This is a genomic window from Paenibacillus sp. M2 (genome assembly GCF_046713495.1).
GTDB classification, from domain to species: domain Bacteria; phylum Bacillota; class Bacilli; order Paenibacillales; family Paenibacillaceae; genus Paenibacillus; species Paenibacillus amylolyticus_B.
On the sequence record NZ_CP169648.1, the window covers coordinates 4078555 to 4094564 of the forward strand.

Sequence of the window (16010 nt, forward strand, 5' to 3'; positions counted from 1 at the left end):
TCTCCCCTTACAATACTTTGTATGCTTCTCATGTTGATGACTGAGTCATTATAAAGTACAATGCATGATTATGCAATGCATTTTGACATTACAAATCTTGACTTGTTTCTGAAAAATTGAAGCAAACATGATATAATCAATGAATTATTTTCATTTTTGCATAAGGAGTTTACTAATGACAGCTAACAAATCACAAATTCTGACGGTTATTGATCAATATGCTTCCCGTTTTAAAGCCATTTCATCATATATCGGTGCCAACCCCGAACTGGGAAATGAAGAGTATCTCGCTTCTGCCCGTTTGAAAGAAGAACTGGTCTTCCACGGTTTCACTGTAGAGGCTCCGATCCTTGGACTGGAGACAGCCTTTATCGGAACCTATTCAGCCGCCAAACCCGGCCCTACCATTGCTTTATTGTGTGAATATGACGCCTTGCCGGAGATCGGTCATGCTTGTGGTCACCATCTGATCTGCATGATGAGTCTTGGAGCTGCTGTTGGGCTGAAATCCATTCTGGATGAAGTAGGTGGAACGATTAAAGTGTTTGGTACACCCGCTGAAGAGACACGTGGTGCCAAAGTACCGATGGCTGAAGCAGGTTTGTTCGATGACTGTGATGTCGCTCTCATGGCGCATCCATATTATGCCTACGAAAAGTCAGGCAGCTCGCTGGCTATTGATGCAGTACAATTTGAATTCCATGGCCGATCTTCACATGCTGCTGCAAGTCCGCACGAAGGTATTAATGCTCTTGATGCCGTCATTCAAACGTTCAACGGAATCAATGCATTCAGGCAACAAGTGAAAAGTACCGTTCGCATTCATGGAGTGATCAACAACGGAGGTCAGGCAGCTAATATCATTCCCGACTATGCTTCAGCACAATTTTATGTACGGGCAGCAACTCGCAAAGAACTGAATATCCTAACAGAACGTGTGATTCAGATCGCTGAAGGTTCTGCTCTCCAGACAGGATGCAAGCTGGTGACATCCAACTATGAAACGTCCTATGACGAGATGGTTACCAATGAAGCATTCTCAGCTGCGTTTAGTCAAAATCTGATGGAACTTGGTATCCCCCAAGAAGAGATTGTGAGTGGTAATGATCACGGCTCTATGGACATCGGTAACGTTTCCCTGAAATGTCCTGCAATCCATCCCTACATTCGTGTTGTGGATGAGGTTCATACCCTGCACTCCATAGCCTTCCGTGACCTTGCACTTCAGGAGCGCGCGCTGGATGGCATGATTATGGGAGCAAAGGCACTTGCTACAACAGCCTATGACGTACTGAGTCAGCCAGAGCTGCTTCAAACCATCCGCACGGAGTTTGAGCAAGCTATTCGCTAAAATTCACTTTCAACATGTTATATAGGGGTGCCCTGAACAATCTTGAATTCCAAGCTGTTCAGGGCACCCTTTTTTCTAAATTGGCTGTAAGTATATTCAGCACAAAGCTGGAAATGCTGTGAAAGAAACCTTTGAAAACGATGAAAATAAAACATTTCATTACAGTAAATGTGATTCATTTGCTGGCTAACTTGGTTAATTATAACTATTAGTGCGTGTTCTAAAGACTGGTTTTTATAACTTATCCTATATTCAGGAGGTGCTGTCATGCTGCTCGAAGCCATGTATCATGTTCCTCGTGACAAGTGGGCTTATGCCTATAATTCGTCTACCATACATCTGCGCGTACGAACCAAACGTAATGATGTGCAATACGTGACTGCACTGACCGGAGATAAGTACGATTGGAACGGAACATACAAGGAAATTCAATTGGAGAAGGCTGCTTCGGATAACATGTTTGATTATTGGGAGGCTGCCGTCAAGCCACAATTCAAACGTCTCACCTATATATTTCGGATAACTGCCGGTTCAGAAGATGTTTTTCTTGCGGATAATGGAATTCATTATGAAACCCCCTATCCAACTGGAGGATTTTATGAATTCTCGTATATACATGAAATTGATGTGTTTAAGGTGCCCGAGTGGGCCAAAGAAGCTGTCTTTTATCAGATCATGACGGAACGGTTTGCTAATGGAGATCCAAAGCTGAATCCAAAAGAAACTCATGACTGGGGTGGCAAACCTGAGTTGGACAATTATTTTGGTGGAGATCTGCAAGGTGTGCTGGATCATCTGTATGACTTAACTGAACTTGGCGTGAACGCCATTTACTTTACCCCGTTATTCCAGGCCAATTCTTACCACAAATATGACACGATTGATTATAAAAAAGTCGACCCTCATTTCGGCGATAATGCCCTGCTCAAACAATTAACAGAAGAATGTCATCGCCTGGGTATACGTGTCATGCTTGACGCGGTGTTTAACCATTGCAGCGAAGACTTCCCTCCTTTTCAAGACGTTCTCCAGAATGGAAAAAACTCTAAGTATGCCGATTGGTTCCACATCAATGAGTATCCGGTTCAGATCAAGGATGGTATACCAACCTACGATACATTTGGGTTCTATGGCAACATGCCCAAGTTCAACACAGCCAACCCTGAGGTTAAGGCATATCTACTGGATGTAGCTGAGTACTGGATCAAGGAAATTAAGCTGGATGGGTGGCGTCTGGATGTAGCGAATGAGGTGGACAACCATTTCTGGCGTGATTTTCGCAAGGTTGTTAAAGCAGCGAACCCTGAAGCCTATATTGTTGGTGAAGTATGGAGCGACTCCTTGACCTGGCTTATGGGAGATCAATTCGATTCCGTCATGAATTATCCATTTGCCGACAAAGTGCTTCAGTTCTTCTGTGGTTCAATGGACGGTTATAACTTTGCCAACGAGATGGGTTCACTGATTATGCGCTATCCGCAACAAACCAACGAAGTGATCTTTAATATGCTGTGCAGCCATGATACCCCACGACTGCTCACCCGGTTAGGAGAAGACAAACGCCGATTAAAGTTGTCGGTTGTATTTCTTTTCACCTATATCGGTACACCTTGTATCTTCTACGGCGACGAAGTTGGGATTAGTGGTGATGCTGACCCGGATTGTCGAAAATGTATGGAATGGGACCCCGCCAAGCAAGACAGAGAATTGTATGATTTCTATCGTCTGATGATCGATTTACGCAAAAGCAATGAAGCCCTGCGCAAAGGACGCTTCCGATTCCTCAAGGCTGATCACCATGATCCCTGTATCGTGTACGAGCGTGTGGATGACAACCTTCACTTTACCGTTTGGATGAACAATACACCTCAAGATCGAACGCTTTCTCATCCCATGGAAACAAAAGACTGGAAAGATGCATTAACTGAAGAGCCTGTGTTTCCAACCGATGGAATGATGAATATTAAGCTTGACCCCTATGGGTACCGCATTTTGTATAGACAGCTTGACCCTACAACCATCCTACACAACTGAGGTTTGAATTCAGACAGTCATCTTAAAAAAAGAAAAACACTTCCACCGTCTCAGATGATACTTCAATCTGAACTTTGGAAGTGTTTTGTTTTTTTAATTAAAAAAAGCCACAGCAGGAATGCTGTGACTCATTCAAAACTACATCAATTTACAGGGTCAAGTGTGATCCGACGATAAATGTCCATATATTCTTCAGCTGAGACGTTCCAGCTGTATTCTCCGCCCATTGCATTTTTCACGATTTTCTTCCAGTGTTCTGGCTGTTTGTAGATCTCCTCAGCACGCCGAATGGTACTCATCATGTCATGTGCGTTAAAGCTTGTGAATGAGAAACCATTCCCTTCTCCAGTAAACTCATTGTATGCCTGCACAGTATCGTTCAGACCGCCTGTTTCCCTTACGAGAGGCACACTACCATATCGCAGAGCCAGTAGCTGACTAATACCACATGGTTCGAACCTCGATGGCATCAGGAAGATATCACTGCCTGCATAGAAACGGCGGGATAACCCATCGTTAAAAGTGATCTGGGCAGACATTTTGAGCGGATAACGATTAGCGGCTTCACGGAACCAGTGTTCATACATCGGCTCTCCTGTTCCCAGTACCGCGAATTGAATGTCATCATAGTACAGCAATTCATCCAGGATGCGGCAGACCAGATCAAGTCCTTTAGAGTCCACGAGCCTTGTAACCATCACCATGAGTGGTACATCAGGGCGAACAGGAAGTCCAAGTTCCTTTTGCAGCTCAATTTTGTTCTCCGTTTTCTTGGACAGACTTGTTCTGTATTTCACTGGAATTTTGGTGTCCGTTGCCGGGTTGTAACTCTTGGTATCAATCCCGTTCACAATCCCGCTGAAACGATCTCCAAGCGAACTGAGCAGTCCGTCCAGTCCGTAACCATAATAAGACGTTTGCACTTCCTGTGCGTATGTTGGGCTTACGGTTGTCACATGGTCAGCATACACAATTCCTGCTTTCAAGAAATTGACGTTACCGTAATATTCGGCTCCATCCACGGTGAAATATCGATCGTCCAGTTCAAGGATATCACTGAATAACTCATGCGGGAATACCCCTTGGTACAACAAGTTATGTATGGTGAATACCGTACGAATATCACTGTAGAATGAATCATGTCTGTAATGGGCTTCAAGCACCAAAGGAATCATTCCTGCATGCCAGTCATGACTGTGCAACACGTCAGGCTTGAACTCAATCTGTGGCAACACTTCGAGAACTGCACGGTTGAAGAAGGCGAAACGCTCGCCATCATCCATATAACCGTACACTCCATCACGCCCAAAATAATACTCATTATCCACAAAATATACTGGAATCCCATCATGAACCAGCATTTCTATTCCACAATAGGGTCTGCGCCAGCCAAGAGGCACATCCGTTGTAATTACGGGCTGTAATGCGTCTTTATATTCATCGGGAATACCCTTGTACTTAGGCATAATCACCCGCACATCTGCCCCGTTCTTCTTCAATGCAAACGGGAGAGCACCGATTACGTCAGCAAGGCCTCCTGTTTTGATAAATGGATGTACTTCAGCAGCAGCAAATAGAATATTCATGCCTTTGTCCTCCTCTTCGGTTTGAGCGTGTTGCTTTCATTTTTATTCTTCGTTTTTGAACTGACGGAAGTTATGCTCGCAGGTGATTCATCCGTTTTCCGACGTGTGTTCTTTTTTAGAATCACGATGCTAAGCGGAGGCAATACCAATTCGAGACTATGCGGATGCCCATGAAAAGGAATCTTTTCGGTAGGCAGTTGCATATCATTAGTAATGCCTGAACCGCCGTAAACGTAATGGTCACTGTTCAGTACTTCGGTATACATACCGGGACGCATGACACCAATCCGGTAACGCTCCCGCTTGACCGGCTGAAAGTTAATGAGCACAAGGAGTGTATCCGCAGGTTTTTTTCCTTTGCGTACGTATGAAATGACACTCTGGTCCTGATCATCCGGAGTGATCCATTCATAACCGTCCAAGGAATGATCAAGCTCCCACAAAGCTTTTTCACTCAAGTACAGGTTAGACAGCTCACGCTCAAACTTATGCAAATTGCGGTGACTGTCATAATCCAGCAAGAACCAATCCAGTTGATCCTCATCTTTCCATTCGATGAACTGGCCAAAGTCTCCACCCATAAACAACAGCTTTTTCCCTGGGAAAGTCATAAAATAGCCCAGAAAAGCACGCATGCCGGCAAATTTCTGCTCATAAGTTCCTGGCATCTTGTCGAGGAGCGACTTTTTGCCATGAACAACCTCGTCATGTGACAGAGGTAGCACATAATTTTCAGCAAAGGAGTATACGACCGGGAAAGTCAGCAAATGATGTTTGGAAGGACGCTCATGAAAATCAGATTCCATGTAATCAAGCGTATCGTTCATCCAGCCCATGTTCCATTTGTAGTTAAAGCCCAGACCACCTTCATCTACAGGTAAAGTCACCATTGGCCATGCACTGGATTCTTCAGCCATCATCAATGCATAAGGGAAATACTTGAACACTGTCTCATTCAGCTGCTGCAAAAAGGCTACAGCTTCCTTGTTCTCAAGACCACCTTCATCATTGGTACGATATTGTCCTGGCTGCTTCTCAAAATCAAGCCGAAGCATACTCGTAACCGCATCAACACGGAGTCCGTCAAAATGATACATCTCCATCCAATATAATGCATTGGAGATCAGAAATGAACGAATCTCAGGTTTCGAATAGTCAAAGCTAAGTGTACCCCAGCCTGGCTTCTCTGCTAACATCGGATCTGCATACTCATACAAAGGCGTACCATCAAACATACGCAACCCATGAGCGTCTTTGGCAAAATGTGCAGGTACCCAATCAAGCAATACGCCAATCCCAGCCTGATGTAGTGTATCCACCAGATACATCAGATCTTTTGGATGCCCATAACGACTAGTCGGCGCATAAAACCCTGTGTTTTGGTAGCCCCACGAAAGGTCATATGGATGCTCACTGAGGGGCATCATTTCAACATGTGTATATTTCATTTCTAATAAGTAAGGAACAAGCAAATCAGCCATCTCTCGATAACTATAGAGGCTTCCGTCTTCTTTGCGCTTCCAGGTTCCCATGTGCATTTCGTAAATATGTAGAGGTTTGTTGTACATGGCACGTTGTTTGCGTCTCCAGGCTCCATCATTCCATTTGTACCCTTCGATCGAACTGGTGACAGAGGCTGTCTGAGGTCGAACCTCTGCTTGAAACGCATATGGGTCCGCTTTGAGCAATTCTGTTCCATCTTCCGTTAATATACGGAACTTGTATAAAGTTCCTTCGCTGATTTCCGGAAAAAAACGACTCCAAAATCCTGATTCGGGTATCTTATATAAAGGTTCCTTTTCGCCTTTCCATTCATTACGGTCCAGAGCCAGTCCTACTTCTACGGCATTTGGTGCCCACACGGTAAAGCGATACCCCTGAAGGCCATCGCAAGTCTCAGGCTGCGCGCCCAACATTCGATAACTGTGATGAAGGTTACCTTCATGAAATAAATAAATATGCTCCGGCAATATGTCCGGGTGTGCTAACGGTTGAATGGCCAAGAGATCACCTTCTTCTCAAGAAAATAGATATAACAGTAACCATTACCCCAGTCTAGCCAAGTTGAAAAGAAAAATGCGGTGAATTAGAAAATGTTGTACATTTTCAGAATTTTTACAGTAACAATCGTTTCATCTGCTCTACTTTGCGTTAATGATGTACTACAATGCACAATATTTTGGGAGGGAAACGATTATGTTTAATAAAGATTGCATCGCTATGCTGTTGGCGGGAGGAGAAGGGAAGCGATTAGCCCCTTTAACCTCAAGTATCGCAAAACCCGCTGTACCGTTTGGCGGGCACTACCGGATCATCGATTTTCCTCTCAGTAACTGCGTAAACTCAGGGATCGATACTGTAGGAGTATTGACGCAGTACCAGGCGGAATCTTTACACGATCATATCGGTGGAGGAGAACCATGGGGACACGGTAACTCAAGTGAGGCAGGAATCTCCTTGCTTCCATCTTATCATACAGGAAATGACGAATACTTGGGAACGGCGGATGCTATTTATAAAAATATCGACTATATTGATCAACAAAACCCCGAAAATGTTCTAATTTTGTCGGGTGACCATATTTATCATATGAATTATCGTGATATGTTGGAGGCTCATCAAGCCAATAATGCCGCAGCAACGATTTCAGTTATGGAAGTTCCATGGGATGAAGCACATCGCTTTGGGATCATGGCTGCCGATGCTGATTTGCGTGTAACCGAGTTTGCCGAGAAACCGGCTGAACCAAAAAGTAATCTGGCTTCAATGGGCATTTACATGTTCAAATGGGATTATCTGAAACGCCATCTCATGGAAGATGCCGCTAACCCTGAATCCAGCCATGACTTCGGTAAAGATGTCATTCCTCAAATGTTGAACGAAAATAATCCCCTCTTTGTCTATAACTTTAATGGTTATTGGAAAGACGTAGGTACGGTTAAGAGCCTATGGGATGCACATATGGATCTGTTACACAACGAGGAAGACTGGAGTCTGCAAAAAGAAAACTGGCCGATGTTTACTCGCGACTGGCGCTCCAAACCAAGTGCTTACAAAGCAAGACATACAAAGATCGAACATGTTGCTTCCATGATTCACGACTCTTGTGCAATCGAAGGTCGTTCAGAACGTTCCGTTATCTTCTGCGGCGCAGAAGTGGGTAAAGGCTCTGAGGTTAAAGACAGTGTTGTTATGCCTAACGCACGCATAGGCCGTGGGGTTCACATCGAACGTGCCATCATCGGTGAAGGTGCAATAATCAAGGACGGTGCAATCGTTAAAGGTACGGCGGATGAAATTGTAGTCGTTGGACCTAACGAGATCATCTCTGCCAAACCTGCAGTCCGTACACAACCTGTTCGTATGTTGAAAGAAGTATATGAAAAAAGTGGACGCCTGCGCACTGGTGAACTTTCTTCATAATGAAGTAAACATAATATGTAAAAGGCGAGCCTCAGATGGCTCGCCTTTTTTTGTGTTATGGATGTTATAAAGTGTACATGTTCGATCATCAGGTAGAAAAATCGCTTATCTTTTAAAACCTTAAGACTTTTCTAGATCCGATTTTGTATCGCTTGCTGTTCGCTCATCTGTGACTTCAGCATCACCAGACGCGGTTACAGATTCTTCTGGACCCATCTCCTCAGCCACAGCCGGTAATGTAACCGTCACGGTTGTACCAGATCCAAGTTCACTCTGCATCGTGATGGTTCCCTCATGCAGTTCTACCAGTTCCTGCGTAATCGCAAGCCCCAGTCCCGTTCCCCCATTCTGATGATTCACCTGGAAGAAGCGGTCCCGCACTTTAATTAGGTGTTCCTCACTGATGCCGATACCGGTGTCCTGAACAGCTGCAATGATCTGACCATTCTCCTCTTTGACCGACAAGAAGATCCAGGAATTCTCATGTGAAAATTTGATCGCATTATCCACAACGTTTAAAAAGACTTGTTTCAGTCTGTTGCCGTCTCCATGGACATTATAAGCACGAGTCTCGTCCGTTTCCAACTTGAGATGGACCTGTTTTTGTTCCGCTTTGGCCCAGACATTCAACATCGTTTCCTGTACAATTTCACGAATGTTGACGGTTCCTTTGACCAGCTTCATCTGATTCTGCTGCAATTTGGAGAAATCCAGCATCTCTTCAACAAGTCCAATCAGTCGTTCGGTTTCCTTGGAGATAATACCCATACCGATACGGGTTTCTTCCGGATCATAACCGCCTGAATCCAGTGTCTCGCTCCAGCCTTTGATACTGGTCAAAGGTGTTCTTAATTCATGTGAGATGGAGGAGATAAAATCATCCTTGATCTGATTACTCCGCACAATCTCATGTGCCATGAAGTTAAGTGTTGATGCCAATTCGCCCAGTTCGTGCTTATAATTCCCTTTAACCCTGACATCCAGCCGTCCTCTGGCCATTTGGGCAGATACTGCGGTGATGTTGTTGATTGGACGTACAATGGAATTTGCCATACCAATACTGATGATCAACACTATAGCAAGCACGCCAACACCGACCGCAGCGGCAAGTAGCCCCATATTCAACAGCTTTGAATTCACATCTTCGAGTGATGTCAGATATCGAATAACATAAGTATTTTCGCCGCCCAGATCAAACTTGTGTGAAACGGCCATGACGGATTCTCCAGTACCTGGTTGTCTTCCAATCCAGCGTCCCATATCCCCATTCAGAGCCTGCATAATATCACTGGTTTGCAACACAGCACGGTCAGATTCAAAAGCAGTCGAACTCGCCAATACGCGCCCGTTCAGATCCAAAATTTCCAATTCAGTATTGGACAATGCCAAATTCACAAGGAGTCTGGACAGATTATTGCCATCCTCCGTAGTATTCTCACGAGCGATCGGCTCGAAAAAGTCCTTTGAATTAGAAATGTGGGTACTAATCGTATTGTAGATACTCTCATAATAATACCTTTGAACTGCCAACATAAATACGAATTCGACCAACAGCAGAGCGAGAAAAACTACAAAGAAATAATGTAGTACGATCTGCCGAGTAATGCCTTTTTTAATCATTGCTCCCGGCCCTTCCATTTGTACCCGTGACCCCATACAGTCTGCAGGTATTCGGGCTCGGAAGGATTGTTCTCAATTTTTTGACGCAGACGACGAATGTTGACATCCACAATTTTGGGATCACCCATGTACTCTTTTCCCCATACATGATCTAACAATACATCGCGGCTGAGCGGTGTATTCTCTTTTTCCAGGAAAAACTGAATCAGGGAAAACTCCGTTGGAGTCAGCTCAATGGCTTCATTCTGTTTCTTGAATTGCTTCGAGATAAGGTCCAGTGAAAATGGCCCAGACTGGAACGTAACCTTCGCCGCAGTTTCCCGATGCACGTTCACACGACGCAACAATGACTGAATACGTGCAATCAACTCTGTTGGGCTGAAAGGCTTGCTAACGTGATCATCTGCACCAACGGAGAGTGCGTACACTTTATCCTGTTCCTGAACTTTCGCGGTCAAAAAGATGATGCCCAAACGTTCATTGGTTTCACGGATCCGTCGACACACCTCGAATCCATCAATACCTGGTACCATGACATCCAGCAGAGCCAGATCAATATCCGGTACTGTCTGCAGTATGCGAAGCGCTTCATGACCGTCACCCGCTTCAAGCACTTCGAATCCGTTTCTCTTTAAATTAATCACTATAAAACTGCGGATGGATTCTTCATCCTCAAGAATAAGTACTTTACTCATTAAGTTCTCCCTTTCTATTCAGCTGAGAAGTATTGCTCAGTGCATCTTTACCCGCCTCTGATTGTGCTACCCGTGAAGCAATAACCCGATCTTTGGTACGCATAATTTCCTTCCAGCTTTTACCCTTCTCCTGTTCCCACTTGGAAAGGGTGAAATATTTGATCTCTGCTACGGTTTCGTCCGTATCAATCATTTTAAATCGAATATATTTTTCCTTTTCCGATTTGGTATCAATAGTGATCTTACCGTACCACTCTGGTTTGAGATTTAGATGAAATAAATCAGCATCATCCCGGAATTGGAATGAGACAAATTTCTTGCTGTCTTTGCCATCCCATTGATAATAGGTGTAAAACCACAACCGAGAGTCAAATACGTAATGCTCCCAGCCTTTCGGAGTCTCTTTAAGTCCAAACTCAATAATACCATCATTATCAACATCACCGCTTAAAATTTTGTCATCTCTATACGTTTGATCCGGTGATTTGAAAGCATTGACTAACTTGTTATCTTTAACATACATAATTTGCGAGAAGGAACTCCGATCATCCAGCTCGGCATCCAGTACAATGCCCATCTGTCCTTTGGCGATCTCCCCGCCCAGAGCATTATAAACTTCTTTAACGGTATAATCGGTCTGCACCCGATCAACTTCCTTGAAGCTGCCATCTTCGTACTGGTATAACGCAATCGTTGCAAAACCGCTGTTGTTCAGCGAAATGATAACAAAATCACTCTTACCATCTCCGCTCAAATCCAGCGTGTTCCCCTGCGCATCATCAATGATATATTGATTATACGGAACTCCACCCAAGACCTGCTCCAGTGCCCCGCCCTTGTAGGAATATGCAGTCAGGGCTTTCTGCTCCTGCAGACTTACACCAAGAATAATATCTGGATTTCCGTCATTCGTAACATCCAAAACTTTAAAGGATTGCAACTCATTTCCCGGTACATCAAATGTAAGTTTTTTAACCCATGTGCCTCCCTGCTCTTCCAAAATCATGCCATGGATTCGCACATTCTCATTTGGTGTCTCATAAAAAACAATCGCTTCCCGAGTTCCATCCCCGTTCAGGTCTTCCACCCGAATCATGCTGGTATTATTCATATCCTTAGGACGAATCAACGTGCTCTCTGGCGGCAGTTTAACCTGAACCACGTTGTACAGTTTCTCCTTATCGGTGGACATCATTGGTTTTCTCATCAAACCCTTGGGGTCACTTATGACTGTGCATCCGCTCAGAACAGAACCAAGCATAATTGCCATAGTTCCTGCTGCAATGAAGCGTCCCCACCGTGAATTAAACAATCTCATCACTCTTTTCAATAGTTTAAATCTGGTTTTTTTCTTGCTGTGTCAGTCTTCGTCCACGAATATCAAAAGCAATCTTGCCGTCTGCCAATCCCCAGATCCGTGTGGCATGTTTCTCAGCAAGTTCAATTGGCAATACTGCAATGACCGTTGCACGTTCTTCTTCACATAATTTGCGCAGCGTTTCCAGCACCGAATCTGCTGTATGAGGGTCAAGACCAATTACAGGTTCGTCGGCCAAAACCACTTTGGCACCATGAGCAAGTGCTCTTGCAATGGCAACACGCTGCTTCTCGCCACCACTGAGCTTCTCTGCGATTTGATGTGCTTTATCGAGTAATCCCAATCCTTCGAGATAATCCATAGCACCCATATAATCATCGGAACGTACCATACCGGTTACCATTCTCCATACGGGAGTCTGACCCGATCGTCCGATTAATACATTTTTAAGAGCCGTACGTCTCGGAAATAATTCTGGATTCTGTTCCAAGTATGCCCATTCCCGTTTGATTTTTCGTTTTCCAGACCAGCCTTCTTTCAAAATCTCAGCACCATCCACCGTAAACCGGCCGGAATCCCATTTTTCCATCATGGCCAAACATTTAAGTAACATGCTTTTACCACTACCGCTTGAGCCAACTACAGCTATCATCTCACCCTGTTGCATATCAAATCGAATATCCCGTAGAACGGGAACGCGGTCCACGCCAACGGATTTACTCAAGTTCTCTACTCTGATCATCGCGATGTCTCCTCTTGTCCATGTTTTTCCCTACCACTAGTGTACTCGGAAATGGACATCAATTTCCATGCGAACACCAGCTTCTATTTTAACACAGATTCGAACTCAGGTTTACGACGAAATAATATACCTGCCACGCCGAAAAGAAGGTACATGATTCCCAGCAATGTGAACATGCTTCCTGGTGAAATCCAGTTGATCATCTGACCGCCCAGATTCGGTCCAATAATACTTCCAATCGTGAAATGAAAGGAAGCCACAACGTTGGCTGCAGGCAGCAACACTTTAGGCAAAATGTCTGCGGCATAGGCCAGGCCCAGTGAGAAAAAGGAGCCGACCAGGCCGCCTGCGATTGTTAACAATACAAGCGTCCACCAGAAATGCGTACCTGCGACTGGAACCAGCATGAAGATGATTCCGCCGCTGATGCCCGCAAACATTAATACCTTCTTTCGCCCATATCGGTCACTCAACATACCCAAAGGCAATTGAAGGAACAAACCTCCAATCCCGATAAAGGGAAGCAACGACGAAATCTGATCGGTGTCGAACCCAATACGCAGGCCATACACGGGGAAGTTACTATTCATGCCAGCCTCCATATATCCGTATAAGAGTGCTGGTAAAAGTGCATACCAGGCCCATGCCAGACTTCGACGGAAGCGACGTTCCGGCAGTTGGCCATGCTCTGCTTTTTCCGGTTTCGTATTCGGAAGCTTCATTAATACCAGTATAAGTACTGCTGCGATACATATGAACAAGACCCAGAAAGGGACAGCATCACCAAAGCCAAGCAGCTTAATTCCCAGTGGACCAATACTGAATCCGAGACCGTAGGACATGCCATATAGTGATATGTAGCGTCCACGCTTTTCAGGAGCGGTAACAAGTAGCACCCAGAGCTGAGCCGCATAATGAAGTGCGCTGTCTCCTATTCCAACGATCAGACGCAATATGAACCATATTTTAATATCTGGAAAATACGGAAATAGTATTAATGGGACCATGACTAATATCAGGCCACCTACAATCAGCTTTTTGAACCCTAATGCTCCCAATAACCGTTCCGCAACGAGAGTCATGGCAAAAGACCCAATGTACAACGCGGCGGCGTTTAATCCGTTTAAACCTGGCGAAACCCCTTTTTGCTCCAAAAAAATCGAAAGCACAGGCAGTAAAAGCCCCTGACTTATTCCCGCCACCACAATAACCGTAATCAAAATGAGATAGTTGGCTGTCGAGTGTGATAGTTTGGGACGAGTAATCGATGACACGAATTCATTCCTCCTGCGAGCACACAAAGAAAAATCGCCATCGCTGACGACTTTTGTATGGTATACATATGGTTTTAAACTGCTATTCAAAGATCAGGGCTTTGCCCCGGACTTGAACATTATAGTGGACAACGCCCTGCAAAACAAGCCATAATAGAGGTTAAGTCGCTGCGTACATTTAGATGTGACGGGAGGATTCTGCAACATATGGCTTATCATGTGAAAATTGATGTTTCACCGATATATGAAATGCTTAACAGCTTTCTGGTTTATGTCACGAAAAAATGGATTCAGCATCTGGATATTGGTCCTGAATGGATTCTGGAGGTGGAAGGCAAACTAAGTTCCAATGTACGAGCTGCTCTCGCACCTGCTGCCACTTGGCCTTTTGATGATTTTGATGTTTTGTTTGCATGGGCAGCCTATCAAAATGATACATCGGAGAATCGTGATTTCCTGGACATGCTTGCCGGAATGACAGCGGAAGACCTGTTTGCACGTGTGTCTCCTCTTCTGCCGGCTCTTACAATAGAAGAATCTACGCGCATTCGGAACAGTTATGTCCCATTATTGCGACTATGGGATGAAAACTACTGTCAGAATATGAGCGAAGATCAGCGTGTGTGGCTTGAAGAAGATGCCGAAGAAAAACGCATTTTGCTTGATAAAATGGGACCTGAACTTCTTATTGAATATGCTACAGCGGGCGTTCTTGTTGAACCGATGCCTGGACTGAACGAAGTCATCCTGTTTCCAACGGTGCACAATCGCCCTATTAATATGTACTGTTTCTATGAGGGTATGATGATTATGCAGTATCCCGTAGATGCACCAGAAGAGAATGAAGACCAGCCACCAACATGTCTTTTACGTTTTACCCATGCACTAGCTGATCCCGAAAGACTTCGCCTGCTTCGTTACGTATCGGATGAACCCAAATCCCTCGCTGAGATGTGTGAAGAATTGGGTAAAGACGAAGACACGGTTAAAGACCAGGTGATGGCGCTTCGCATCGCAGGTCTGCTACGGACCCATCTGCTCGGAAGTAACCGTAAAGAGAAATACAGTATTCGGCCGGATGGCGTATCTGAGTTGAATATGTTCCTGGAATCCTATATTCGCATTTAATTTAGTTGAACCATTGTGGATTTACTGGCTACAAGGAGTGAGTTAGATCATGAAAATAATGAAACAACATATTTTGTTTGACCTTGATGATACACTCGTATATTGCAACAAGTACTTCAACCTGATTTTGGGAGAATTCTTTGAGAATATGCAAGAGTGGTTTGATGGACATTCTCTGACAACACAAGAGATTCGGGAAAAACAGCTGGAGATCGATGTAACCGGAGTGAACAAGCTTGGTTTTGCGAGTCATCATTTCCCGCAATCCCTGATTGATACCTATCGTTATTTCTCCAGCAAGTTCGCCAGATTAACCTCTCCCAGAGAAGAGTCTTATCTGAGTAAATTGGGTATGAGTGTGTACGATCAGGAGGTTGAACCCTACCCTCATATGGTTGAAACGCTTGAGAACCTCAAAGCTGCTGGACATTCCCTCTACTTATATACGGGCGGCGAAACCGTGATCCAACAGCGGAAGATTGATCAGATGAAACTCTCGGCTTATTTTGATGATCGGATCTATATCCGACAACACAAAAACGTCGAGGCACTGGAAGGCATTCTGTCTAACGGTCCGTTTGATCGTCGTGCAACTTGGATGATTGGCAACTCACTACGTACAGATATTATGCCTGCGGTAAAAGCCGGAATTCACAGCATTTATATCAAACAACCAAATGAATGGCAATACAACATCGTAGAACTTCAACCTAATCCGGAAACATCGATGTATACCATCACTGCACTGGAAGAGGTACCAAAAGTCATACACGAAAATATACAACAGCAGCAACAAAAAAGGACCCTTGGATAAGGGTCCTTTTACTGTATGTTAACTG

General features: G+C 44.5%; 12 protein-coding genes. 5 read left to right on the top strand and 7 right to left on the bottom strand.

The features are described 5' to 3' along the window. The first annotated feature begins 175 nt into the window (after window positions 1–175). Both ACETMN_RS18290 and ACETMN_RS18295 read left to right on the top strand, forming a co-directional pair. Window positions 176–1351 carry a M20 family metallopeptidase gene (locus tag ACETMN_RS18290; protein ID WP_091020752.1) on the top strand — a complete coding sequence of 392 codons (1176 nt, stop codon included), beginning with the start codon at window positions 176–178 and terminating at the stop codon, window positions 1349–1351. Between the two features lie 267 nt (window positions 1352–1618). Then, window positions 1619–3385 (top strand): alpha-glycosidase, encoded by a 1767-nt coding sequence (locus tag ACETMN_RS18295; protein ID WP_091020750.1) that lies wholly within the window; start codon window positions 1619–1621, stop codon window positions 3383–3385. A gap of 143 nt (window positions 3386–3528) precedes the next feature. Here ACETMN_RS18295 and glgA read toward each other — a convergent pair whose 3' ends face one another. Further along, a complete protein-coding gene (glgA, locus tag ACETMN_RS18300; protein WP_091020749.1) occupies window positions 3529–4971 on the bottom strand; it encodes a glycogen synthase GlgA in 1443 nt (480 codons plus the stop codon). Further along, a complete protein-coding gene (gene glgB, locus ACETMN_RS18305) occupies window positions 4968–6974 on the bottom strand; it encodes a 1,4-alpha-glucan branching protein GlgB (RefSeq protein WP_091020748.1) in 2007 nt (668 codons plus the stop codon). Before glgB ends, glgA begins: the two co-directional genes overlap by 4 nt. 193 nt (window positions 6975–7167) lie before the next feature. Between glgB and ACETMN_RS18310 the strand changes: the two genes are divergently transcribed. Beyond that, entirely contained in the window at window positions 7168–8394 is a 1227-nt protein-coding gene (locus ACETMN_RS18310; RefSeq protein ID WP_091020747.1) for a glucose-1-phosphate adenylyltransferase, read from the top strand. A gap of 120 nt (window positions 8395–8514) precedes the next feature. On the opposite strand, the gene ACETMN_RS18315 is transcribed toward ACETMN_RS18310, so the two are convergent. The 5 genes from ACETMN_RS18315 to ACETMN_RS18335 form a co-directional block, all read right to left on the bottom strand. Continuing rightward, window positions 8515–10014 (bottom strand): ATP-binding protein, encoded by a 1500-nt coding sequence (locus ACETMN_RS18315; RefSeq protein WP_411734858.1) that lies wholly within the window; start codon window positions 10012–10014, stop codon window positions 8515–8517. Next, on the bottom strand, window positions 10011–10709 hold the full coding sequence (locus tag ACETMN_RS18320; RefSeq protein WP_017688086.1) for a response regulator transcription factor: 699 nt from the start codon (window positions 10707–10709) through the stop codon (window positions 10011–10013). The genes ACETMN_RS18315 and ACETMN_RS18320 overlap by 4 nt, the downstream gene beginning before the upstream one ends. After that, complete coding sequence (locus tag ACETMN_RS18325) at window positions 10702–12027, bottom strand: hypothetical protein (RefSeq protein WP_192131100.1); 1326 nt, start codon at window positions 12025–12027, stop codon at window positions 10702–10704. The genes ACETMN_RS18320 and ACETMN_RS18325 overlap by 8 nt, the downstream gene beginning before the upstream one ends. 16 nt (window positions 12028–12043) lie before the next feature. Beyond that, window positions 12044–12769: a phosphonate ABC transporter ATP-binding protein gene (locus ACETMN_RS18330; RefSeq protein ID WP_091020744.1), complete on the bottom strand. Its 726-nt coding sequence runs from the start codon at window positions 12767–12769 to the stop codon at window positions 12044–12046. Between the two features lie 83 nt (window positions 12770–12852). Then, a complete protein-coding gene (locus tag ACETMN_RS18335; protein ID WP_192131099.1) occupies window positions 12853–14043 on the bottom strand; it encodes an MFS transporter in 1191 nt (396 codons plus the stop codon). A 207-nt stretch (window positions 14044–14250) separates the two neighbouring features. Here ACETMN_RS18335 and ACETMN_RS18340 point away from each other — a divergent pair, with 207 nt between their 5' ends. Beyond that, window positions 14251–15171, top strand: a complete 921-nt coding sequence (locus tag ACETMN_RS18340) for an ArsR/SmtB family transcription factor (protein WP_105599106.1) — start codon at window positions 14251–14253, stop codon at window positions 15169–15171. A gap of 49 nt (window positions 15172–15220) precedes the next feature. Next, window positions 15221–15985, top strand: a complete 765-nt coding sequence (locus ACETMN_RS18345) for an HAD family hydrolase (protein ID WP_411734859.1) — start codon at window positions 15221–15223, stop codon at window positions 15983–15985. Window positions 15986–16010: the final 25 nt, after the last annotated feature.